Origin of the sequence: Pseudomonas sp. R15(2017) (assembly GCF_002112685.1) — a bacterium.
Classification (GTDB): domain Bacteria; phylum Pseudomonadota; class Gammaproteobacteria; order Pseudomonadales; family Pseudomonadaceae; genus Aquipseudomonas; species Aquipseudomonas glycinae.
Genome location: NZ_NEII01000013.1, coordinates 79,983 through 101,919 on the forward strand (window position 1 = coordinate 79,983; position 21,937 = coordinate 101,919).

Annotated in this window: 24 protein-coding genes; 10 read left to right on the top strand and 14 right to left on the bottom strand. The window is 61.6% G+C overall.

The genetic code is table 11. The features are described 5' to 3' along the window. Nucleotides 1-64: 64 nt before the first annotated feature. On the bottom strand, nt 65-979 hold the full coding sequence (locus CAF77_RS24120) for a DUF808 domain-containing protein (protein WP_064378649.1): 915 nt from the start codon (nt 977-979) through the stop codon (nt 65-67). 134 nt (nt 980-1,113) lie between these two features. On the opposite strand from CAF77_RS24120, the gene CAF77_RS24125 reads away from it, so the two are divergent. After that, complete coding sequence (locus tag CAF77_RS24125) at nt 1,114-1,719, top strand: TetR/AcrR family transcriptional regulator (RefSeq protein WP_085655462.1); 606 nt, start codon at nt 1,114-1,116, stop codon at nt 1,717-1,719. Between the two features lie 146 nt (nt 1,720-1,865). Here the strand turns inward: CAF77_RS24125 and CAF77_RS24130 are convergent, their stop codons facing one another. Beyond that, nucleotides 1,866-2,324: a transposase gene (locus tag CAF77_RS24130; RefSeq protein ID WP_085655491.1), complete on the bottom strand. Its 459-nt coding sequence runs from the start codon at nt 2,322-2,324 to the stop codon at nt 1,866-1,868. A gap of 210 nt (nt 2,325-2,534) precedes the next feature. Further along, complete coding sequence (locus tag CAF77_RS24135; RefSeq protein WP_007959289.1) at nt 2,535-2,975, bottom strand: heme-binding protein; 441 nt, start codon at nt 2,973-2,975, stop codon at nt 2,535-2,537. A 281-nt stretch (nt 2,976-3,256) separates the two neighbouring features. On the opposite strand from CAF77_RS24135, the gene gcl reads away from it, so the two are divergent. From gcl to CAF77_RS24180, 8 genes are all read left to right on the top strand, one after another. Further along, nucleotides 3,257-5,032: a glyoxylate carboligase gene (gene gcl, locus CAF77_RS24140; protein WP_011333103.1), complete on the top strand. Its 1,776-nt coding sequence runs from the start codon at nt 3,257-3,259 to the stop codon at nt 5,030-5,032. 153 nt (nt 5,033-5,185) lie between these two features. Continuing rightward, complete coding sequence (gene hyi, locus CAF77_RS24145; protein ID WP_011333102.1) at nt 5,186-5,968, top strand: hydroxypyruvate isomerase; 783 nt, start codon at nt 5,186-5,188, stop codon at nt 5,966-5,968. A gap of 167 nt (nt 5,969-6,135) precedes the next feature. Next, on the top strand, nt 6,136-7,029 hold the full coding sequence (locus CAF77_RS24150; protein WP_039769769.1) for a 2-hydroxy-3-oxopropionate reductase: 894 nt from the start codon (nt 6,136-6,138) through the stop codon (nt 7,027-7,029). 170 nt (nt 7,030-7,199) lie between these two features. Continuing rightward, a complete protein-coding gene (locus tag CAF77_RS24155) occupies nt 7,200-8,474 on the top strand; it encodes a glycerate kinase (protein WP_039769767.1) in 1,275 nt (424 codons plus the stop codon). Next, nucleotides 8,471-9,886, top strand: coding sequence for a pyruvate kinase (gene pyk / locus CAF77_RS24160; RefSeq protein WP_064378645.1), 1,416 nt, complete (start codon nt 8,471-8,473; stop codon nt 9,884-9,886). The genes CAF77_RS24155 and pyk overlap by 4 nt, the downstream gene beginning before the upstream one ends. Nucleotides 9,887-10,037: 151 nt before the next feature. Continuing rightward, entirely contained in the window at nt 10,038-10,952 is a 915-nt protein-coding gene (locus CAF77_RS24170; protein WP_085655460.1) for an urea transporter, read from the top strand. 21 nt (nt 10,953-10,973) lie between these two features. Then, nucleotides 10,974-11,798 (top strand): ion transporter, encoded by an 825-nt coding sequence (locus tag CAF77_RS24175; RefSeq protein ID WP_064378643.1) that lies wholly within the window; start codon nt 10,974-10,976, stop codon nt 11,796-11,798. A gap of 106 nt (nt 11,799-11,904) precedes the next feature. After that, complete coding sequence (locus tag CAF77_RS24180; protein ID WP_011333096.1) at nt 11,905-12,903, top strand: sulfate ABC transporter substrate-binding protein; 999 nt, start codon at nt 11,905-11,907, stop codon at nt 12,901-12,903. Nucleotides 12,904-12,958: 55 nt separating this feature from the next. On the opposite strand, the gene CAF77_RS24185 is transcribed toward CAF77_RS24180, so the two are convergent. Beyond that, nucleotides 12,959-13,579, bottom strand: coding sequence for a DUF5666 domain-containing protein (locus CAF77_RS24185; protein ID WP_085655459.1), 621 nt, complete (start codon nt 13,577-13,579; stop codon nt 12,959-12,961). A 241-nt stretch (nt 13,580-13,820) separates the two neighbouring features. On the opposite strand from CAF77_RS24185, the gene CAF77_RS24190 reads away from it, so the two are divergent. Next, nucleotides 13,821-15,008, top strand: coding sequence for an MFS transporter (locus CAF77_RS24190; RefSeq protein WP_085655458.1), 1,188 nt, complete (start codon nt 13,821-13,823; stop codon nt 15,006-15,008). Between the two features lie 46 nt (nt 15,009-15,054). On the opposite strand, the gene CAF77_RS24195 is transcribed toward CAF77_RS24190, so the two are convergent. The 10 genes from CAF77_RS24195 to CAF77_RS24240 all read right to left on the bottom strand — a co-directional run bounded on the left by CAF77_RS24195 (nt 15,055) and on the right by CAF77_RS24240 (nt 21,912). Continuing rightward, a complete protein-coding gene (locus CAF77_RS24195; RefSeq protein ID WP_064378640.1) occupies nt 15,055-15,459 on the bottom strand; it encodes a type II toxin-antitoxin system HicB family antitoxin in 405 nt (134 codons plus the stop codon). Then, entirely contained in the window at nt 15,459-15,671 is a 213-nt protein-coding gene (locus CAF77_RS24200; RefSeq protein ID WP_085655457.1) for a type II toxin-antitoxin system HicA family toxin, read from the bottom strand. The genes CAF77_RS24195 and CAF77_RS24200 overlap by 1 nt, the downstream gene beginning before the upstream one ends. A gap of 236 nt (nt 15,672-15,907) precedes the next feature. Continuing rightward, on the bottom strand, nt 15,908-16,315 hold the full coding sequence (locus tag CAF77_RS24205; RefSeq protein WP_064378639.1) for a hypothetical protein: 408 nt from the start codon (nt 16,313-16,315) through the stop codon (nt 15,908-15,910). 25 nt (nt 16,316-16,340) lie between these two features. Then, nucleotides 16,341-17,543 (bottom strand): c-type cytochrome biogenesis protein CcmI, encoded by a 1,203-nt coding sequence (ccmI, locus tag CAF77_RS24210; RefSeq protein ID WP_011333090.1) that lies wholly within the window; start codon nt 17,541-17,543, stop codon nt 16,341-16,343. After that, nucleotides 17,540-18,010, bottom strand: a complete 471-nt coding sequence (locus CAF77_RS24215; RefSeq protein WP_011333089.1) for a cytochrome c-type biogenesis protein — start codon at nt 18,008-18,010, stop codon at nt 17,540-17,542. Before CAF77_RS24215 ends, ccmI begins: the two co-directional genes overlap by 4 nt. Then, the gene (locus tag CAF77_RS24220; protein WP_011333088.1) at nt 18,007-18,543 is read right to left on the bottom strand and encodes a DsbE family thiol:disulfide interchange protein; all 537 of its coding nucleotides are present in this window, start codon (nt 18,541-18,543) and stop codon (nt 18,007-18,009) included. The genes CAF77_RS24215 and CAF77_RS24220 overlap by 4 nt, the downstream gene beginning before the upstream one ends. Further along, nucleotides 18,540-20,528, bottom strand: coding sequence for a heme lyase CcmF/NrfE family subunit (locus CAF77_RS24225; RefSeq protein WP_085655456.1), 1,989 nt, complete (start codon nt 20,526-20,528; stop codon nt 18,540-18,542). The genes CAF77_RS24220 and CAF77_RS24225 overlap by 4 nt, the downstream gene beginning before the upstream one ends. 3 nt (nt 20,529-20,531) lie before the next feature. After that, nucleotides 20,532-20,987, bottom strand: a complete 456-nt coding sequence (gene ccmE, locus CAF77_RS24230) for a cytochrome c maturation protein CcmE (protein ID WP_011333086.1) — start codon at nt 20,985-20,987, stop codon at nt 20,532-20,534. Then, nucleotides 20,984-21,160 (bottom strand): heme exporter protein CcmD, encoded by a 177-nt coding sequence (gene ccmD, locus CAF77_RS24235; RefSeq protein ID WP_085655455.1) that lies wholly within the window; start codon nt 21,158-21,160, stop codon nt 20,984-20,986. The genes ccmE and ccmD overlap by 4 nt, the downstream gene beginning before the upstream one ends. Next, nucleotides 21,157-21,912 (bottom strand): heme ABC transporter permease, encoded by a 756-nt coding sequence (locus CAF77_RS24240; protein WP_085655454.1) that lies wholly within the window; start codon nt 21,910-21,912, stop codon nt 21,157-21,159. The genes ccmD and CAF77_RS24240 overlap by 4 nt, the downstream gene beginning before the upstream one ends. Nucleotides 21,913-21,937: the final 25 nt, after the last annotated feature.

A 21,937-nucleotide genomic window follows, 5' to 3' on the forward strand; every position in this document is an offset into this window, starting at 1 on the left:
AAACAACAGCCACAAAAAAGGCCATTCGATGCGAGTCGAATGGCCTTTTTATTTGCCTCAGGATTTAACCTTTCAGGGCTTTCCAGACTTTACCGATCACGGACACGCCCGCCAGCACCACCGCACCCGCGATGATCCCCGCCACGCCGTTCAACAGCATCGGCACCACAAACCCGGCACCACCGGCCGCTGCGCCGACGCTTTCGATCCAGTGATGCACCACCGGCACGCCGTGGGTCAGGATGCCGCCACCGACCAGGAACATCGCAGCAGTGCCGATCACCGACAGGCCTTTCATCATGTACGGCGCCGCACGCAGAATGCTGTTGCCGATGCTTTTTGCCATCTGCCCGGGCTTCTGGGTCAGCCACAGGCCGAGGTCATCGAGTTTGACGATACCGGCCACCAAACCGTAAACGCCCACGGTCATGACGATGGCGATGCCCGACATCACGATCACTTGCTGGGTCAGCGAAGCATCGGCCACGGTGCCGAGGGTGATGGCGATAATTTCCGCCGAGAGGATAAAGTCGGTGCGGATCGCGCCCTTGATCTTGTCCTTCTCGTACGCCACCAGATCGGTTGCCGGATCAGCCACGGCTTCAACCAACTGCGCATGCTCGGCCTCGTCTTCAGCCTTGCTGTGCAGGAATTTGTGCGCGAGTTTTTCGAAACCTTCGAAACACAGGTAGGCGCCACCGACCATCAACAGTGGCGTCACCAGCCACGGCACGAACGCACTGATCGCCAGCGCCGACGGCACCAGGATCAGCTTGTTGACGAACGAGCCCTTCGCCACCGCCCAGACCACCGGGATTTCCCGCTCCGCGCGTACGCCGGAGACCTGCTGGGCATTGAGCGCCAAGTCGTCGCCGAGCACGCCGGCGGTCTTCTTGGCAGCCATTTTGGTCATCAACGCAACGTCGTCCAGAACGGTAGCGATGTCGTCGATCAGCACCAGCAAACTGCTTCCTGCCATGAATCATGTTTCCTTATGTGAATAATGCCGCGCAGCATACCGCGACTGCGGGCCACACGGGGCATTGTTGAGCGCCGCGCGAGGCCGGTGCTACCATGCGCAACCGCCAGAACAGGCAAGGAACCACCGGGTTTATGAGCACAATCCGCGAGCGCAACAAAGAACTGATCCTGCGTGCAGCCAGTGAAGAGTTTGCCGACAAGGGCTTCGCTGCGACCAAAACCAGCGACATCGCCGCCAAGGCAGGACTGCCCAAGCCCAACGTCTATTACTACTTCAAGTCCAAGGAAAACCTCTACCGCGAGGTGCTGGAAAGTATCATCGTGCCGATTCTGCAGGCCTCGACCCCGTTCAATCCGGACGGCGTACCGAGCGAAGTGCTGAGCGGCTACATCCGCTCGAAGATCCGCATCTCCCGCGACCTGCCCTTCGCCTCCAAGGTGTTCGCCAGCGAAATCATGCACGGCGCCCCGCACCTGAGCGCCGACCTGGTCGAGCAGCTCAACGGCCAGGCCAAGCACAACATCGACTGCATCCAGACCTGGATCGACCGCGGCCAGATCGCCCCTATCGACCCCAACCACCTGATGTTCAGCATCTGGGCCGCAACCCAGACCTACGCCGACTTCGACTGGCAGATCTCCGCCGTCACCGGCAAGCACAAACTCGACGAAGCCGATTATGAAGCGGCAGCACAAACCATTATCCGGTTGGTGCTCAAGGGCTGCGAGCCGGACTGAAAATTCGCGGTGCGACTATCTCGAGCAAGTCGAATCGTCGCATCGCGGCCCCCACAGGTTTCTGTGCTGAATTCAGATTTAGCAAACAACACAAATCCCTGTGGGAGCTGGCTTGCCAGCGATGAAGGCAACTCGGTTCAAAGTTGCTAAAGCCAAACTGCATCCCACAGCGGATAGTCGCCGATTTTACCCACCAGCCCAGCGCGCAAAGGATTGGCCACTACATAGCGTGCCATTTTCACCAAGTCATCTTCCCGCCTCAACGCCCGGTCATGGTAACCCTGCTGCCATAACGGCCCATGTCTGCCACTGTGCAGATTCACCTCTCGCGCAATCAGGGATTTGGTCTCGCGCATCAGTTTGCGGAGAGAGCAATTTTCCAGCTCGACCAGCCAGTGAAAATGATCGGGCATCACAACCCACGCCAACGATTTCGCCATTCTGTGGTCCTGTGCGCGACGAAGTTGATGAACAACCAGTCTGCCCAACGCGAAATCGGCAAAGATCGGTTCTCGATCAAGAGTGTTTGAAGTCAGTAAATAGATTTGATTCGGCTCGGCATAGCGACCGGTTCGCAGCCGATGCGAAGCAGGAAGATCAGGCAATCCGTTGCCCCTTTCTGATGAGTTCATCAGAAGGCTAGACCTCAATGATTCCTTTGACTGGGTCAGTCTGTTATCTGGATGTGTCAGTAAGACCGCCATCGCTGGCAAGCCAGCTCCCACAGGGTTTGGTGCCGTTCGCAGAGTTTGAATGCAACGCACAATGTGTGGGAGCTGGCTTGCCAGCGATGACTTTCGATCAATCGCCGCACATCACGCAGCCACCCCCGCATCGGCGCGCAGGTCCAGGGCCTCTACGGCCTTGATTGCCACCTGCTCATCGATGTCCGAGAGATCGCCGCTGATGCCGATCGCACCCAGCACGTTCCCCGCCTGATCACGAATCAACACACCACCCGGTGCCGGCACGACGCTGCCCTGCCCCATGCTGTTGAGGGCGGCGATGAACGCCGGGCGTTGTTGCGCGTCCAGCGCCAGCAGGCGTGAGCCCTTGCCCAGGGCGATGGCGCCCCAGGCTTTGCCGATGGCGATGTTCGGGCGCAGCAGGCTGGCGCCGTCTTCGCGTTGCAAGGTGACCAGGTGGCCGCCGGTATCCAGTACTGCAATGGTCAGCGGTGCGGCGGAGATCGCCCGCCCTGCGCTGATGGCTTCGTTGACCAGCTTGACTGCGACTTTCAAGGTTAAAGCGCTCATGGTGCCGTCCTCATTTTGTTATTGGGAAAGTCGTTGGGCTGCGTTTTTTTGCTGCGCGCTTGCGTCGCAGCCCGATGCAACAAATAGAACACAATGAATTATTTTTTTGTATACAATAATTCTCGAAAAGCGCCTCATGCGACGAAAAGCCACAGCAGAACGGGCTTCCGACGAATGAAACAGGCGCTTGAGAAAATGGATTGACCTGCGCCGTCCGCCGTGAATACACTCTGCGCAAAGCCACTTGTATACAATTACAAAACGTAAAGAGGCACAAAACCATGAGCAAAATGAGAGCAATCGAAGCCGCCGTTCTGGTGATGCGCCGTGAAGGGGTTGATACCGCTTTTGGCATTCCAGGCGCTGCAATCAACCCGCTGTACTCCGCCCTGCAGAAAGTCGGTGGCATCGATCATGTCCTCGCTCGCCACGTTGAAGGCGCCTCGCACATGGCCGAGGGCTACACCCGCACCAAGGCCGGCAACATCGGCGTGTGCATCGGTACTTCCGGCCCGGCCGGTACCGACATGGTCACCGGTCTGTACAGCGCCTCCGCGGACTCGATCCCGATTCTCTGCATCACCGGGCAAGCACCCCGCGCCCGTATGCACAAGGAAGACTTCCAGGCCGTCGACATCACCAGCATCGTCAAGCCGGTGACCAAGTGGGCGACCACCGTTCTGGAGCCGGGCCAGGTGCCTTACGCCTTCCAGAAGGCCTTCTACGAAATGCGCTCCGGCCGCCCGGGCCCGGTGCTGATCGACCTGCCGTTCGACGTGCAGATGGCTGAAATCGAATTCGACATCGACGCCTACCAGCCACTGCCGCTGGCCAAGCCGAGCGCCACCCGCGTGCAGGTCGAAAAAGCCCTGGCGATGCTCGATCAGGCCGAGCGTCCATTGCTGGTGGCCGGCGGCGGCATCATCAACGCCGACGCCAGCGAGCTGCTGGTCGAGTTCGCCGAGCTGACCGGCATTCCAGTTATTCCGACCCTGATGGGCTGGGGCACTATCCCGGACGATCACCCGCTGATGGTGGGCATGGTCGGTCTGCAGACTTCGCACCGTTACGGCAACGCCACCCTGCTCAAGTCCGACGTGGTGCTGGGCGTCGGCAACCGCTGGGCCAACCGTCACACCGGCTCGGTCGACGTTTACACCGAAGGCCGCAAGTTCATTCACGTCGACATCGAACCGACCCAGATCGGCCGCGTGTTCACCCCGGACCTGGGCATCGTTTCCGACGCCGCTGCCGCGCTGACCGTGTTCATCGAAGTCGCCCGTGAATGGCAAGCCGCCGGCAAGCTGAAAAACCGCAGTGCCTGGCTGCAGGATTGCCAGCAGCGCAAAGCCAGCCTGCAACGCAAGACCCACTTCGACAATGTGCCGGTCAAACCGCAGCGCGTTTACGAAGAAATGAACCAAGTGTTCGGCAAGGACACCTGCTACGTCAGCACCATCGGTCTGTCGCAGATTGCCGGCGCGCAGTTCCTGCACGTCTACAAACCGCGTCACTGGATCAACTGCGGCCAGGCCGGCCCGTTGGGCTGGACCATTCCGGCAGCGCTGGGCGTGGTGAAGGCCGATCCGAACCGTAAAGTCGTGGCCCTGTCGGGGGACTATGACTTCCAGTTCATGATCGAAGAACTGGCGGTCGGCGCTCAGTTCAAACTGCCGTACATCCACGTCGTGGTGAACAACTCGTACCTGGGGCTGATCCGTCAGGCCCAGCGCGGGTTCGATATGGACTACTGCGTGCAGCTGTCCTTCGATAACCTGAACGCGCCGGAACTCAACGGTTATGGTGTCGACCACGTCGCAGTCGCCGAAGGCCTGGGCTGCAAGGCACTGCGTGTGTTCGAACCGGCTGACATCGCCCCTGCCCTGCGCAAGGCCGAAGAGCTGATCGAAGAGTTCAAGGTGCCGGTGATCGTCGAGATCATTCTGGAGCGTGTGACCAACATCTCCATGGGGACCGAGATCAACGCCGTCAACGAATTCGAAGACCTGGCGCTGGTCGGCAACGATGCGCCTACCGCGATTTCGTTGCTCGATTGATTGCTTTTGCTTGATCGTTCCCACGTCGAGGCGTCGAACCGTCTGCGTGGGAACGCAGCCGGGGACGCTCTGCGTCCCAAAGCGGACGCAGAGCGTCCATAGAGGCATTCCCACGCAGAGCGTGGGAACGAGAATCTAGAACGGGAGACCACCATGCCGCGTTTCGCAGCCAACCTGTCCATGCTGTTCACCGAACAGGATTTCCTTGCCCGTTTCGACGCCGCCGCCAAGGCTGGCTTCAGCGGTGTCGAGTATCTGTTCCCGTACGATTTCAGCTCTGCCGAAATCAAGGCCAGGCTCGATGCCAACGGTCTGACCCAAGTGCTGTTCAACCTGCCGGCCGGTGACTGGGCCAAGGGCGAGCGCGGTATCGCGTGCCTGCCGGACCGGGTCGAAGAGTTCCGCGCCGGGGTTGATCTGGCCATCGCTTACGCACAGGTGCTGGGCAATACCCAGGTCAACTGCCTGGCCGGCATCCGTCCGCAGGGCGTGGACGATGCCACTGTTGAAAAGACCTTCGTCGCCAACCTCAAGTACGCCGCCGACAAGCTGCAAGCCGTCGGCATCAAACTGGTGATGGAAGCGATCAACACCCGCGACATCCCGGGCTTCTACCTGAACAACACGGCACAGGCCCTGTCGATTCGCGAGCAGGTCGGCAGCGCCAATCTGTTCCTGCAATACGACATCTATCACATGCAAATCATGGAAGGCGATCTGGCCCGCACCCTGCAATCGCACCTGGCCGAGATCAACCATGTGCAGCTCGCCGACAACCCGGGCCGCAACGAGCCGGGCACTGGCGAGATCAACTACCGCTTCCTGTTCGAACACCTCGATCGCATCGGTTATCAGGGCTGGGTCGGCTGCGAATACAAACCGCTGACCACCACGGAAGCGGGCCTCGGCTGGCTGAAGACCCACAACGCGATCTGAACGAACACCACAAAAGCCTGTGGGAGCGGGCTTGCCCGCGATGGCGTTGGCACACACAACAGATATGTTGCCTGACCCACCGCCCTCGCTGGCAAGCCAGCTCCCACAATGAATCTGCTGCGTCTCCAGACTGCATTGCAGCATCAGAATAAAAAGAGGAATTTCTCATGGCTAAAATCGGATTCATCGGCACCGGCATCATGGGTCACCCAATGGCGGCGAACCTGCAGAAAGCCGGTCACAGCCTGTTCCTGTCGGCGCACCACGACGCTGCCCCTGCCGACCTGGTCGCCGCTGGCGCCGTCGCTCTGGCCAACCCGCGTGACGTGGCTCAAGAAGCCGAATTCATCATCGTCATGGTGCCGGATACCCCGCAGGTCGACGACGTGCTGTTCCGCGCCGACGGCGTCGCTGCCGGCATCGGCAAAGGCAAAGTCGTGATCGACATGAGCTCGATCTCGCCGACCGCCACCAAGGCTTTCGCCGCGAAGATCAACGAGAAAGGCGCGCAGTACCTCGACGCTCCGGTGTCCGGTGGTGAAGTCGGCGCCAAGGCCGCGACCCTGAGCATCATGGTCGGTGGCGACGCCGATGCCTTCGAACGCGCACTGCCGCTGTTCCAGGCCATGGGCAAGAACATCACCCTGGTCGGTGGCAATGGCGACGGTCAGACCGCCAAGGTTGCGAACCAGATCATCGTTGCCCTGAACATTCAGGCCGTGGCCGAAGCCCTGCTGTTCGCTTCGAAAAACGGTGCCGATCCGGCCAAGGTGCGTGAAGCGCTGATGGGTGGCTTCGCCTCCTCGAAGATCCTCGAAGTGCACGGCGAGCGCATGATCAAGGGCACTTTCGATCCGGGCTTCCGCATCAGCCTGCACCAGAAGGACCTGAACCTGGCCCTGCAAGGCGCCAAGGAGCTGAACATCAACCTGCCGAACACCGCCAACGCCCAGCAAGTGTTCAGCACCTGCGCGGCCATCGGTGGCAGCAACTGGGACCACTCGGCGCTGATCAAGGGCCTGGAACACATGGCCAACTTCTCGATTCGCGACAAGAAGTAAGTTGCGTCCCTGACCCGCTCCCTGTGGGAGCGGGCTTGCCCGCGATGGCATCGACTCGCTCGGTCTGAAAGACCGCAGCGCCTGAATCGCTGGCAAGCCAGCTCCCACAAGGATCGCGTCGCTGCATCGCTGTCGCTCTATCCCAATAACAAGAATTCCGGGAGCCCGCCATGTCGGTCGATCCGCAACAACTGCTGCGCGAGCTGTTTGCCACAGCCATCGACGCGGCCCATCCGAACCAGGTCCTCGAAGCTCATTTGCCGGCCGACCGCACAGGTCGCGTGATCGTCATCGGCGCCGGCAAGGCTGCCGCTGCCATGGCGCAAGTGGTCGAGCGCTGCTGGGAAGGTGAAGTCTCGGGTCTTGTGGTGACCCGCTACGGTCACGGCGCCCCGTGCGAAAAAATCGAAGTGGTCGAAGCCGCGCACCCGGTGCCGGACGCTGCCGGCCTGGCCGTGGCCAAGCGCGTGCTGGAACTGGTCAGCAACCTGACCGAAGACGACCGCGTGATCTTCCTGTTGTCCGGCGGTGGCTCTGCCCTGCTGGCGCTGCCGGCCGAAGGCATCACCCTGGCCGACAAGCAGTCGATCAACAAAGCCCTGCTCAAATCCGGCGCGACCATCGGCGAGATGAACTGCGTGCGCAAGCACCTCTCGGCGATCAAGGGCGGACGCCTGGGCAAAGCCTGCTGGCCGGCGACTGTTTATACCTATGCGATTTCCGATGTGCCGGGCGACCTTGCCACGGTCATCGCCTCCGGCCCGACCGTGGCCGACCCGAGCACCAGCGCCGAAGCGCTGGCGATCATCAAGCGCTACGGCATCGAGATCCCGGCCTCCGTGCGCAGCTGGCTGCAAAGCCCGGAATCGGAAACCGTCAAACCCGGTGATCCGAGCCTGGCCCGCAGTCACTTCCAGTTGATCGCCCGCCCTCAGCAATCGCTGGATGCGGCAGCGGTGAAATGCCGTCAGGCCGGTTTCAGCACGCTGATCCTCGGCGACCTGGAAGGCGAATCCCGTGAAGTGGCGAAAGTCCACGCCGGCATCGCGCGCCAGATCATCCATCACGGCCAGCCGCTGGCGGCGCCGTGCGTGATTCTCTCCGGTGGCGAAACCACGGTGACCGTGCGCGGCAATGGCCGTGGCGGACGCAACGCCGAATTCCTCCTCAGCCTCACCGACAGCCTCAAGGGCCAACCCGGCGTCTATGCGCTGGCCGGTGACACCGACGGCATCGACGGCTCGGAAGACAACGCCGGCGCGATCATGACCCCGGACAGCTACGCCCGCGCCGCCGCCCTGGGCCTGAGCGCCAGCGACGAGCTGGATAACAACAACGGCTATGGCTACTTCGAGGCGCTCGATGCGCTGATCGTCACCGAGCCGACTCGCACCAACGTCAACGACTTCCGCGCCATCCTGATCCTCGAGAGCTCTAAATCATGACGCCTGATAAAAAGGTCAAAATCCTCGCCACCCTCGGGCCTGCCGTCGACGGCATCGAAGACATCCGCGAGCTGGTCGAGGCCGGGGTCAATATCTTCCGCCTCAACTTCAGCCACGGCGATCACGCCGACCACGCCAAGCGTTATCAGTGGATCCGCGAAGTCGAGCGCCAGCTCAACTATCCGCTCGGGATCCTGATGGACCTGCAAGGGCCGAAACTGCGGGTCGGCAAGTTCGCTGACGGCAAGGTTCAGTTGCATCGCGGTCAGGCGTTCCGCCTCGATCTGGATGCGACACCGGGCGACGAACGCCGGGTGAACCTGCCGCATCCGGAAATCATCGCGGCGCTTGAAGCCGGGATGGATCTGCTGCTTGATGACGGCAAACTGCGCCTGCGGGTCGTCACCAAATACTCCGACGCGATCGACACCACCGTGCTCAACGGCGGCGAACTGTCGGACCGCAAAGGCGTGAACGTGCCGCAAGCGGTGCTCGACCTGAGCCCGCTGACCACCAAGGATCGTCGTGACCTGAGCTTCGGTCTGGAGCTGGGTGTGGACTGGGTCGCGCTGTCGTTCGTGCAGCGTCCGCAAGACATCCTCGAGGCCCGCGAACTGATCGGCGACAAGGCGTTCCTGATGGCGAAGATCGAGAAGCCGTCGGCGGTCGAGCAACTGCGCGAGATCGCCGAACTGAGCGACGCGATCATGGTGGCTCGCGGTGACCTGGGCGTGGAAGTGCCGGCCGAAAGCGTGCCGCAGATCCAGAAAAACATCATCACCACCTGCCGCCAGCTCGGCAAACCGGTGGTGGTGGCGACGCAGATGCTCGAGTCGATGCGCTTCTCCCCGGCGCCGACCCGCGCCGAAGTCACCGACGTGGCCAACGCCGTGGCCGAAGGTGCCGATGCGGTGATGCTGTCGGCGGAAACCGCGTCCGGCGAATACCCGCTGGAAGCCGTGCAGATGATGAGCAAGATCATCCGCCAGGTGGAGAACGGTCCGGACTACCAGACCCAACTCGACGTCAGCCGGCCGAAAGCCGAAGCGACCGTGTCCGATGCGATCAGCTGCGCGATCCGCCGGATCAGCAACGTGCTGCCGGTGGCGGTGCTGGTCAACTACAGCGAGTCCGGGGCATCGAGTCTGCGTGCGGCGCGGGAGCGGCCGAAAGCGCCGATCCTCAACCTGACGCCGAACCTGCAGACCGCCCGCCGGTTGAGCGTGGCGTGGGGCATTCACTCGGTGGTCAATGATCGCCTGCGTCAGGTGGACGAGGTGTGCTCGACCGCGCTGGAAATCGCTCAGGCGCAAGGAATGGCCGAGCGTGGCGATACGTTGCTGATCACCGCGGGGGTGCCGTTCGGGCAGCCGGGGTCGACTAATTCGCTGCGGATCGAAACATTGATTTAACCACTGACCAAGATCGTTCCCACGCTCCGCGTGGAAATGCGGCCCGGGACGCTCTGCGTCCCAAGAGCAGACTCATAGCGTCCTTTGAGGCATTCCCACGCAGACGGTTCGACGCCTCGACGTGGGAACGATCAGTACCGAATGACCTGCCATGCCTGCCAATCATTTCAACACCCACTGCCCCGACTGGGCCGAGGCTTTGCTCAACGGCTTCAGTCAAATCTTCCTCCAGCGCCATCCGCTGTGTGGCCTGCTGTGCCTTCTGGCCATTTTATTCACCGCGCCGGTGCTGTTTGCCGGCGCGCTGCTCGGCGCGGTCGCCGGATTGCTCACCGCGCAACGGCGCAACTACGCCAAGGCGGATCGTCAGGCCGGACTGTTCAGCTACAACGGCGTGCTGGTCGGCCTGTTGCTGAGCCTGTATTTCCCCTGGTCGCCGATGCTGCCGCCGCTGATTCTGGCGGCCGGTGGGCTGAGCGCGATGATCACGCAGCAGTGGCTCAAACGCGCACGCCTCACCGAGTACCTGCCCGCCTACACCGCGCCGTTCGTGCTGCTGAGCTGGGTGTTCCTGTGTTTCGCCGAGCCTTTGTCCGCCGCACCGGTGCTTGAACTGAACACCGTGAACCTGCTCGGTGCCGCCCTGAAAGGCTTCGGTCAGGTGATGTTCCTCGACCACCCGTTGGCCGGTGGTTTGATCGCCGCCGGTTTGCTGATCGCCGATCGCCGGGCCTTTGCCTGGGCGCTGCTGGCTTCGGCGATTGGCCTGGGTTCCAGCCTGTTGCACCACGACAGTCAGGTCGCGTTGCTCGGTCTGGGTGGCTACAACGCGGTACTTGCCGCCCTCGCCTTCAGCGCCCAGCGCCAACAACCGTGGCTGCCGCTGTTCGGCATCGGCCTGGCGCTGCTGCTGACGCCGCTGTTCAGTGCCCTGGGTCTGGCGACTCTCACGGCACCGTTCATTCTTGCCTGCTGGCTGCTGCGCACCGGCATTCGCCTGACGCAGCAACCGCAGATCAGCGGCGCGCCTTGCGCTCACGGGGAGAATCAACCTAGGCTGCGCTGATCTTTGATTCAGGCGTGATCCATGGACAGTAACAAGCACTGGCGTGAACAGCTTTACGTCATGATTTTCCAGAGCGACACCCCCGCCGGGCGACGTTTCGACGGCATTCTGCTGCTGATCATTCTGGCCAGCCTGGTGATCGTGATGCTCGACAGCATCGACAGCGTTCACCGCAATTACGCCGATGTGCTGGCGTATATCGAGTGGGGGTTCACCATCATCTTTGCCGGCGAGTACATCCTGCGCCTGTACTGCTCGCCTAAACCGCTGCGCTACGCCTTCAGTTTTTACGGATTGGTGGATCTGCTGGCGATCGTGCCGGGCATCCTCGCGCTGTACTACAGCGATGCGCAGTACCTGTTGATTATCCGGATCATCCGGATGCTGCGAATTTTCCGCGTCCTCAAACTCAGTCCGTACCTCAAGCAAGCCAACTACCTGATGTCGGCGCTGCGTGGCAGCAAGCAGAAGATCGTGGTGTTTCTGGTGAGCGTCTGCACTCTCGTAACGGTGTTCGGTACGTTGATGTACGTGATCGAAGGCCCGGAACACGGCTTCACCAGCATTCCCAAGGGTATCTATTGGGCTATCGTGACCCTGACCACCGTCGGCTTCGGCGACATCGTGCCGAAGACTCCGTTGGGCCAGGTGATTTCGTCGCTGGTGATGATCACTGGTTACTCGATCATAGCCGTGCCCACCGGGATCTTCACCGCCGAACTGGCCAATGCGATGCGTGGTGAACAGTTGCAACACGACTGCCCGGTTTGCCAGAAAAAGAGCCATGAAAGCAGCGCCGCCTTCTGTTCGCGATGCGGCAACCCGTTATTCAAGAAAATGGAATAAGCAAAGTTCTTTTTAATCTTTAAACGACTATGCGCGCCCCGCTATAGTCGCTGGCAAATGGCCTCATCTTTGTAAAAAAACACCCCCACAGAACAAGGAATGCGCAGTGAAAAAACTCTTTGGCGCCTCACTTCTCGCCGCTGGTCTTGCCTTCGGCAGCGTGGCTCAGGCCGCACCGACCCTGCTCAACGTGTCCTACGACGTGATGCGCGATTTCTACAAGGACTACAACACTGCGTTCCAGAAACACTGGCAGGCCGAACACAACGAAAACATCACGGTGCAGATGTCTTTCGGCGGTTCGAGCAAACAGGCGCGCTCGGTGATCGACGGCCTGCCGGCTGACGTTATCACCATGAACATGGCCACCGACATCAACGCCCTGGCCGACAACGGCCAACTGGTGCCGAAGGACTGGGTCACCCGTCTGCCGAACAACAGCGCGCCGTTCACCTCGGCCACGGTGTTTATCGTGCGCAAGGGCAACCCGAAAGCCCTGAAAGACTGGCCGGACCTGCTCAAGGACGGCGTGCAGGTTATCGTGCCGAACCCGAAAACCTCGGGTAACGGCCGCTACACCTACCTGTCGGCCTGGGGCTACGTGCTGAAAAACGGCGGCGACGAGAACAAGGCCAAAGACTTCGTCGGCAAGCTGTTCAAGCAGGCGCCGGTGCTGGATACCGGTGGCCGCGCCGCGACTACCACGTTCATGACCAACCAGATCGGCGACGTGCTGGTGACCTTCGAAAACGAAGCCGAAATGATTGCCCGCGAGTTCGGCCGCGACCAGTTCGAAGTCATCTACCCGAGCGTCTCCGCTGAAGCCGAGCCGCCGGTGTCGGTGGTCGACAAAGTGGTCGAGAAGAAAGGCTCCCGCGCCGCTGCCGAGGAATACCTGAAGTTCCTGTGGTCACCGGAAGGCCAGGAAATCGCGGCCGCCAACTACCTGCGTCCACGTGACCCGGCGGTGCTGGCCAAGTACACCGACCGTTTCCCGAAAGTCGACTTCCTGTCGGTCGAGAAGACCTTCGGCGACTGGCGTACTGTGCAGAAGACCCACTTCAACGATGGCGGGATCTTCGACCAGATCTACAACGGCCAGTAAGGCGTGAGCTGACATGAAGAAGGCGACCTGAAGAGGTCGCCTTTTTTGTGGCCGGCTACATGGGTGGCTTCACGCCATCCTTTCCCGCCGAGATCGATTGCGCGGTCAGCGTGCCGTCCGCGCTCTGGGTCACGAAAGTGACGATCTTCACCCCGACCTTGAGCAGGCTGCGATCGCCCGGCGTCAGGTTGACGATCGGCACGTCCTCCGGCACCAGGATCTTCTGCTGACCGCCCTTGTAGTTGACGGTCAGGACCCGGCCGTTGCTGACCACCAGATCGCCGACGCTGCCGTTGGTCATGCTGCTGCCCTTGGCCAGGTCGAACGGCCGATGACCGTCGCCGCTGCCGGCCAGCTCCGGTGGGAAGACATGAACCTCCAGCGCCTTGAGCGTGCCATCCTCTTGGGGAATGGCGGCCGAACCGATGTAGCTGCCGGGCTTGATGTCTTCGATATTGGCCAGGGTAACCGCGCGGACCTTGGTGTCCGGGGTCAACTGGACCACCACGTTTTCACCCGTGTTGACGTGAATCTTGAGCGAGTCTGGACCGACCCCGGTGATTTCGCCGCGCACGCCCATGCGCATGCCGGGCGCTTCGGCGGCCTGCACGGCCGTGGCGCCGAGCAGACTGATCAGGGCAATCGTTGTGGTGTGGCGAAGCAACTGACGAAACATCGCAATCCTCCGTTGATGAATGCTGAAACTCGGTCACAACATAAGCACGCTATCGGACAAGATGTAAGTGAATGTATCATCGACGCACAACGGTCGGACGCAAGGTTCGCCGATGAACAATGGGTTGTTCGGCGCCACCCATTCCGCAACGGAATAACTGATATCGATCAGAAGCCTCTACTGCCGGCTCGGCCCGTCCCTTAGCCTCACCGCATTCCTTTTCGCTGGATCGAGAAACCCTATGACCGCCACAACTCACGCAATGACCCGAGGCATGGTGCTGCTGTTCGCTTTCTGCTGCGGCGCCATCGTTGCCAACATCTACTACGCCCAGCCGATCATCGGCCTGATCGCGCCGGACATCGGCCTGAGCGACACCATGGCCAGTTTCATCGTGTCGCTGACCCAGATCGGCTATGCGCTGGGCCTGTTCTTTCTGGTGCCGCTGGCGGACCTGCTGGAAAACCGCCGGTTGATGATCATCACCACCGTGGTGGCAATTGCCAGCCTGCTGGGTGCGGCGTTTACCGATCAACCGAATGTGTTCCTGCTGATTTCGTTGCTGGTGGGCTTCAGCTCGGTGTCGGTGCAGGTGCTGATTCCATTGGCGGCGCATCTGGCGCCGGAAGAATCCCGTGGCCGGGTGGTCGGCGGGATCATGGGCGGTCTGCTGCTGGGGATTCTGCTGGCGCGTCCAGTGTCGAGCGTGGTCGCCGACCACCTCGGCTGGCGGGCGATGTTCATGATCGCGGCAGGCTTGATGGTAGCGATCAGCGTGGTTTTGGCGCTGACTGTGCCCAAACGCCAGCCGGATCACAGCGCCTCCTACGGCCAGTTACTCGGATCGTTGTGGACGCTGCTGCGCAAACAACCGGTGCTGCGTCAGCGAGCGTTTTATCAGGCCTGCATGTTCGCCACCTTCAGCCTGTTCTGGACCGCCGTGCCGCTGGAACTGGCGCGCAACCATGGCCTGTCCCAGAGTGAAATCGCGATCTTCGCCCTGGTCGGCGCCATCGGTGCCATCGCCGCGCCGATCAGCGGACGCCTGGCCGACGCCGGCCACACCCGCATAGCCTCGCTGCTGGCCATGCTGTTCGCCAGTCTGAGTTTCCTGCCCGCCTTCATCCACCCGGCCTACAGCGTGATCGGCCTGGCCGTGACCGGCGTGGTGCTCGATTTCTGCGTGCAGATGAACATGGTGCTCGGCCAGCGCGCGGTCTACTCCCTCGACGCCAAAAGCCGCGGCCGCCTCAATGCGCTGTACATGACCAGCATCTTCGTCGGCGGCGCCTTCGGCTCGTCGGTGGCCAGTGCGGTATACAAGCATGGTGGCTGGTTGTGGATCGTGATTGTCGGCAGCGCGTTCCCGCTGCTGGCGCTGGTGCGGTTTTTGAGTGCTTCGCAGAAGACCGTTCTGGCAACGGCCTAGAACCTGAAAAGCCCTGTTGGATCGCTGATCCGACAGGGCTCGAGGTTCAATGCCGGACCAGTTTTTCCATGGCGGCATCCGCCAGAAAAGAGGAGCGGCTTTTGACATTGTGTTCACGCACATAGCGGTCAATGCGCTGGATGACATAGCCCGGCAACGTCACATTGACCTTTTCGGTCTTGCCCATGTACGGCGAGATGTCCAGCTCCAGCATGCCCCAGCCCATGTCGGCAAATTCCGGATTGTTGCGATGGGTCGCCGCCGAGGTCGGCATCGGAATCGAATCACCATCCGCCGCGATTTCCTGCAGCATGATGTGGGCAATCTCGACGGCTGCGTTGTAGGCACCCTCAAACGTATCCCCGGCCGTTACCGCGCCGGGAATATCGGGGATCTGAATCCCGATGGCGGTGTTCTCGTCACCCCATTCGATGCAGATTGGGTATTGCATTACGGATCTCCTCTGTAACTGGCTGGCGGGTCGTACAACCCGGCACGCCTCCTGATGCTCTTGACCGTCCCGACCGGCAAATCCTTTTTCGGATGCGGGACGGGAATCGTGTGTGGGTTGTAACGGTGCGTGAAGATGTGGTGGCTGCCGGTTATCCGGTCCAGCGTCCAGCCTGCCTCCTCCAGCTCCTTGATCAATAACCTGCTCTGCACCAACCGCCTCCTTGCTTCGGCTTAACAAAAGTAACCCTAGAGTTATCTTTACTCAAGCACAGAAATTCGCAGCACGACGTTCGGTTGTTTTGCAGCATGTGATTGATGCACTGCCCCAGCGAGCTGGCATTGGCGCTTCTCGCAAAGCAAGCTCAGGCGTTAAGGACAGGATACGAGTGAGGCATTGCTCATCACCCCAGACAGCAAAACGGCGATCCTGAGATCGCCGTTTTTCATTACTCCCCGAACTGCTTGCCCAGTCCCGCCGGTACGCCGTGGATGTTGGTTTCTTCCCAAGGGCCGTTGGGGCTGATCGAGCGGCTCCAGCCGTTGTTCCAGCGGTAGTAGGTGCGCTGGCGGTAGAAGGTGTTGGTCTGGTCGTCGAGTACGTACACGCCCAGTTTCTGGTCCCAGTGGCTGTTGCCGCCCGGGGGCGGTGCGAAGCTGGCGGAGGTGCGCGGGACGGGTTTGGCGGGTTTGGCCGGGATGCCCGGTTTGCTCGGCGTCGGGGTGGTTGACGGGGTCGGGCCGGGTTGTGACGGCGGGATCGGCGGCAGCCGTGTGGTCGGCTCCGGTCGTTGCACCGCACATGCGCTCAAGCCCAGGGCCAGTGTGAGGACTGTGATTCGGGCGATGGCGTTCATGGCGGTGCTTTCCTGTTGTGTCCGGCTATTTGTCCGGGCTGTCGATGGTCAGTGTCTGCGGCGCGGTGGTGCTGCTGGGCAGAGGCCCGCTGCGACCGACCCACTCACCGGCGGTCGGCTGACCGGCACGGGAGATGCGCGCAACCAGTTGGACTTCGGGGAAGTTCGACAGTTTCAATTGCGGCATCATTGCGTCGGCATCGCCCAGTTCGACGGTCACCGGCAGGTCGGCGACGGTCAGACGCTTGGCCGCCAGCGGCGCCGGTGGGCCCGAGGTGGCGCGGGCAAAAATGAACACGCTGTCGCCCGGTTGCACCTTGGCTTTGAGCTCGCTGGCCAGATCCACACGCACTTTCAACAACGCCGCCGCTTTCGCCGCCGGCGCCTGGGCGACCTTACCGCCGCTGGCCTGCAGTTTCTCGGTGGCGCGGGTGATGCCGCCCTGCAGGGCCTCACGGGATTTGTCCTGCGGCGGCAGTTGCGCCAGCAGACGGTTCCAGTAGTCGATGGCTTCCTGATAGCGCTCGCCTTCGAACGCGGCGATGCCCAGCAGGCCGAGACTGGTGACTTCTTTCGGATCGGCTTTCAGCGCTTCATCGGTCAAGGCCTGAACCTTGTCCGACCATTTCTTGTTGTCGGCGAAATATTGGGCCTGCGCCCACTGGCCGAGCAGTTCCGGCTGACGACCGGCGAGATTGACCGCGCGTTCGAACATCTTCGCCGCGTCCGCCGGGCGATCCTGAGCCATGTAAGTGCGACCGAGGAAGTACACGCCTTCAGCCGAATCCGGTTGTGCTGCGACTGCGCGCTCCAGACGTTGGGTCATCTCTTCCATCGACTGTGGCGCCTGGGCGAACTCGCGGGTCAGTTCGACCTTGTCGCTCGCGCCAAAGTGCAGGTACAGACCGAGGCCCAACACCGGCACCAGCACCGCTGCCAGCAATGGCAAAGGCTTGCCCAAACGCGAAACCCGCGCCGGCGCCACGCCTTCGGTGTCGGCCAGCAATTCACGGGCGGCTTCGGCGCGGCCGCTGTCCATTTGCGCGGCGTCGAGCACGCCTTCGGCCTGCTGCGATTGCAGTTCGGCGACGCGTTCCTGATACAGGGCGACGTTGAGAGCGGTTCGATCCTCTTCACGCTGGGCGCGACGTTCGCGCAGGACGGGGATCAGCAGGAAACTCAGGGCGACCAGAAGCAACAGCCCTGCGGCAAGCCAGAAATCAATCATTCTTGGTTTTTATCCAACAGTTGGTCGAGGCGCTGACGCTCTTCAGGGGACAGCGATTGCGGCGTCTCGGCGCGTTGCCCACGACGGCGGCGGACGATCACGGCAATCACCACGAACCCACCCAGCAATAGGCCGGCCGGGCCGAACCAGAGCAAAGCGGTTTTGGCATTGAGCGCCGGTTTGTAGCGGACGAAATCACCGTAGCGATCGACCATGAAGTCGATGATCTGCTGATTGTCCTTGCCCTCGCCGAGCATGCGGAAAATCTCTTTGCGCAGGTCGGCGGCAATCGGCGCGTTGGAATCGGCGATGTCCTGGTTCTGGCACTTGGGGCAGCGCAATTCCTTGGTCAGCTCGCGGAAGCGCTCGCGATCGCCTTCTTTGGCGAACTCGTAGGTATCGATGGCGGCGTGGGCCACACCGGCCAGGCTCAAGCCCAACACCATGGCCGCTAAAAAGCGCTTCATGGCTTGGCCTCATCGACCAGCGCCTGATACTTGGCCGCCAGTTTTTCCCGCCATACCTGCTCGTCGATCACCCCGACGTACTTGTCGCGGATGATGCCCTTGGCGTCGATGAAGAAGGTTTCCGGTGCGCCGTAGACACCGAGGTTCAGGCCCAGGGAGCCTTCGTCGTCGCGGATATCGAGTTGATACGGATTGTGGAACTCGGCCAGCCACTTCAACGCATCGGCGTTGGTGTCCTTGTAGTTGATCCCGTAGATCACCACGCCGCGCTCGGCGAGTTTGTTCAGCACCGGGTGCTCGACCCGGCAGGAAATGCACCAGGTGCCCCAGACGTTGACCAGTGCCGGCTTGCCGAGGATGTCAGCCTTGGTCAGAGTCTTGTCGCCCTGCACCGCCGGCAGGGAAAACTCCGGAAACGGTTTGCCGATCATCGCCGACGGCAGTTCCGCCGGATCCAGGTACAGACCGCGATAAAGGAATACGGCCACCAGCAGGAAAATCGCCAATGGCACCAGCATCAACCAACGTCTCATGCAGCGGCTCCTTCCATGCCCAGCGCTTCACGCACCTTGGCTTTGACCTTCACTCGATAACGCCGATCCAGCGCCGCCAGCAGACCACCGAAACCGGTCAGCAGGCCGCCGAACCAGATCCAGCGCACGAACGGTTTGACGTGAACCCGCACCGCCCAGGCGCCGTCACCCAGCGGTTCACCCAAGGCGACGTAGAGGTCACGGGTGAAACCGGCGTCGATCCCGGCCTCGGTCATCACCGAGTTCTGCACGGTGTACAGGCGTTTTTCCGGGTGCAGTACGCTGATTTCCTGACCGTTGCGGATCACTCGGACGGTGCCCTTGTCGGAGGTGAAGTTCGGGCCTTCGAAGTGCTTGGCGCCTTCAAACACGAACTGATAACCGGCCAAATCCATCGACTCGCCCGGCGCCAGGCGCAGGTCACGTTCGGCACTGTTCTGGCTCGACAACACCACGCCCAGCGCACAGACGGCGATACCGAGGTGGGCGATCTGCATGCCCCAGTAACTGCGGGTCAGGGTCGGCAGGCCTTTGATCAGACCTTTGTGGCGGGTCTTGTCGAAGATGTCGCGCACACCGGCCAGCAACACCCAGGCCGCAAGCAAGAACGTCGCGATCACCGCCCAGTTGAAATCGCCGTAAGCGACACCGGCCACCACCGCCAGCGCCACGCTGCCCAGCAGCACCGGAGTCAGCATACTGACCAGCCATTTCACCGGGGTGTCCTTCCAGCGCACGATCACACCGACGGCCATCACCAGCATCAACAGCGCCATCAACGGAATGAACAATGCGTTGAAGTACGGCGGGCCGACCGACAGCTTGGCGCCGCTGATCGCATCGAGAATCAGCGGGTACAGCGTGCCAAGCAGGATCATCGACGCCGCCACTACCAGCACCAGGTTGTTACCCAGCAACAGGGTTTCCCGCGACCACAGGTTGAAGCCGACCTGACTCTTGACCACTGGCGCCCGCAGCGCAAACAGGGTCAGCGAACCACCGACCACAAACAGCAGGAAGATCAGGATGAACACGCCGCGCTCAGGATCGGAGGCAAACGCGTGCACCGAGGTCAGCACGCCGGAACGTACGAGGAACGTCCCGAGCAGGCTCAGGGAGAATGCGGCAATCGCCAGCAACACCGTCCAGCTCTTGAACACGCCACGTTTCTCGGTGACCGCCAGCGAGTGAATCAGCGCCGTGCCCACCAGCCATGGCATGAACGATGCGTTTTCCACCGGGTCCCAGAACCACCAGCCGCCCCAGCCGAGTTCGTAGTAAGCCCACCACGAACCGAGGGTGATGCCGATGCCGAGGAAGGCCCAGGCGACGATGGTCCACGGACGCGACCAGCGTGCCCACGCGGCATCGAGACGACCGCCGAGCAATGCGGCAATGGCAAACGCGAAGGCCACGGAGAAACCGACGTAACCCATGTAGAGCATCGGCGGATGAACGATCAGGCCGATGTCCTGCAGCAACGGATTGAGGTCACGACCGTCGGCCGGGATCTGCGGCAGGATCCGCGAAAACGGGTTTGAGGTCAGAATCAGGAACAGCAGAAAACCGGTGCTGATCATGCCCATCACCGCCAGCACGCGAGCGAGCATGACTTGCGGCAACTGCCGCGAGAACACCGACACCGCGAAGGTCCAGCCGCCGAGGATCAGCGCCCACAGCAGCAGCGACCCTTCGTGGGCGCCCCACACCGCGCTGAACTTGTAGTACCACGGCAGCGCGCTGTTGGAGTTCATCGCGACGTAAGCCACGGAGAAATCGTCGGTCATGAAGGCGTAGGTCAGGCAACCGAAGGCGAACAGCAGGAACGCGAACTGCCCCCACGCCGCCGGTTGAGCGAGGCCCATCCACAGACGATCACCGCGCCAGGCACCGAGCAACGGCACCACCGCCTGCACCAGCGCGAAACACAGCGCCAGGATCATGGCCAGATGGCCCAACTCAGGAATGAAAATGCTGGATGTCATCGATCAACCCTCCTTCGCAGGGGTTGGCGCGGATTGACCGCTGTCCTTCAGGGCCTTGGTCACTTCCGGCGGCATGTATTTCTCGTCGTGCTTGGCCAGCACTTCATCGGCGACCACCACGCCATCGGCGTTGAGCTTGCCCAGTGCGACGATGCCCTGCCCTTCGCGGAACAGATCCGGCAGGATTCCACGGTAGGTGATGGTCACGGACTTGTTGAAGTCGGTGACCACGAATTTGACGTCCAGCGAATCCGTGGAGCGTTGCAGCGAGCCCTTCTCGACCATGCCGCCGGCGCGGATGCGAGTGTCCTGCGGCGCTTCGCCGTTGGCGATCTGGGTCGGGGTGTAGAACAGGTTGATGTTCTGCTGCAGGGCGCTCAAGGCCAGGCCGACGGCAGCGCCGACCCCGACCAGAATTGCCAGGATGATGATCAGACGCTTTTTACGCAGCGGATTCACTTGCCGTTCTCCCGGCGCAGACGACGCGCCTCTTGTTGCAGATAACGCTTGCGGGCCGCGATCGGCGCCGCCACGTTGAGGATCAGTACCGCCAGACAGAAGCCGTAGGCCGACCAGACATACAGGCCGTGAGGGCCCATGGCGAGGAAGTCGCCGAATGACGCGAAACTCATCGAGCGGCCTCCAGACAGTTCTGCACTTCTTCTTTCACCCAACTGGCGCGGGCTTCGCGCTTGAGCACTTCAAGACGCATGCGCAATAACAGCACGGCGCCGAAGAAACAGTAGAAACCCAGCACCGTCAGCAGCAGCGGCAGCCACATCTCGACGGGCATCGCCGGTTTTTCGGTGAGGGTGAAGGTCGCGCCCTGATGCAGGGTGTTCCACCACTCCACCGAGTATTTGATGATCGGGATGTTGATCACACCGACGATGGCCAGCACCGCGCAGGCCTTGGCGGCGCTGTCGCGATTGCTGATGGCGTTGCCCAGGGCGATCACGCCGAAGTACAGGAACAGCAGAATCAGCATCGAAGTCAGCCGCGCGTCCCAGACCCACCACGAACCCCAGGTCGGCTTGCCCCAGATCGCCCCGGTGACCAGCGCCACGGCGGTCATCCACGCGCCGATCGGTGCGGCGCATTGCAGGGCGACGTCGGCCAGTTTCATCTTCCACACCAGCCCGACCACCCCGCACACCGCCAGCATCACGTAGATCGACTGAGCGAGCATCGCGGCGGGTACGTGGATATAGATGATGCGAAAGCTGTTGCCTTGCTGATAGTCCGGCGGCGCGAAAGCCAGGCCCCAGATGACGCCAATGGAGATCAGCAACAACGCTGCGATGCTCAACCACGGCAGCAACTTGCTGCTGATGCCGTAGAACCACTTGGGCGAGCCGAGCTTGTGAAACCAGGTCCAGTTCATACTGTTTCCATCACGGGTGCCGCTC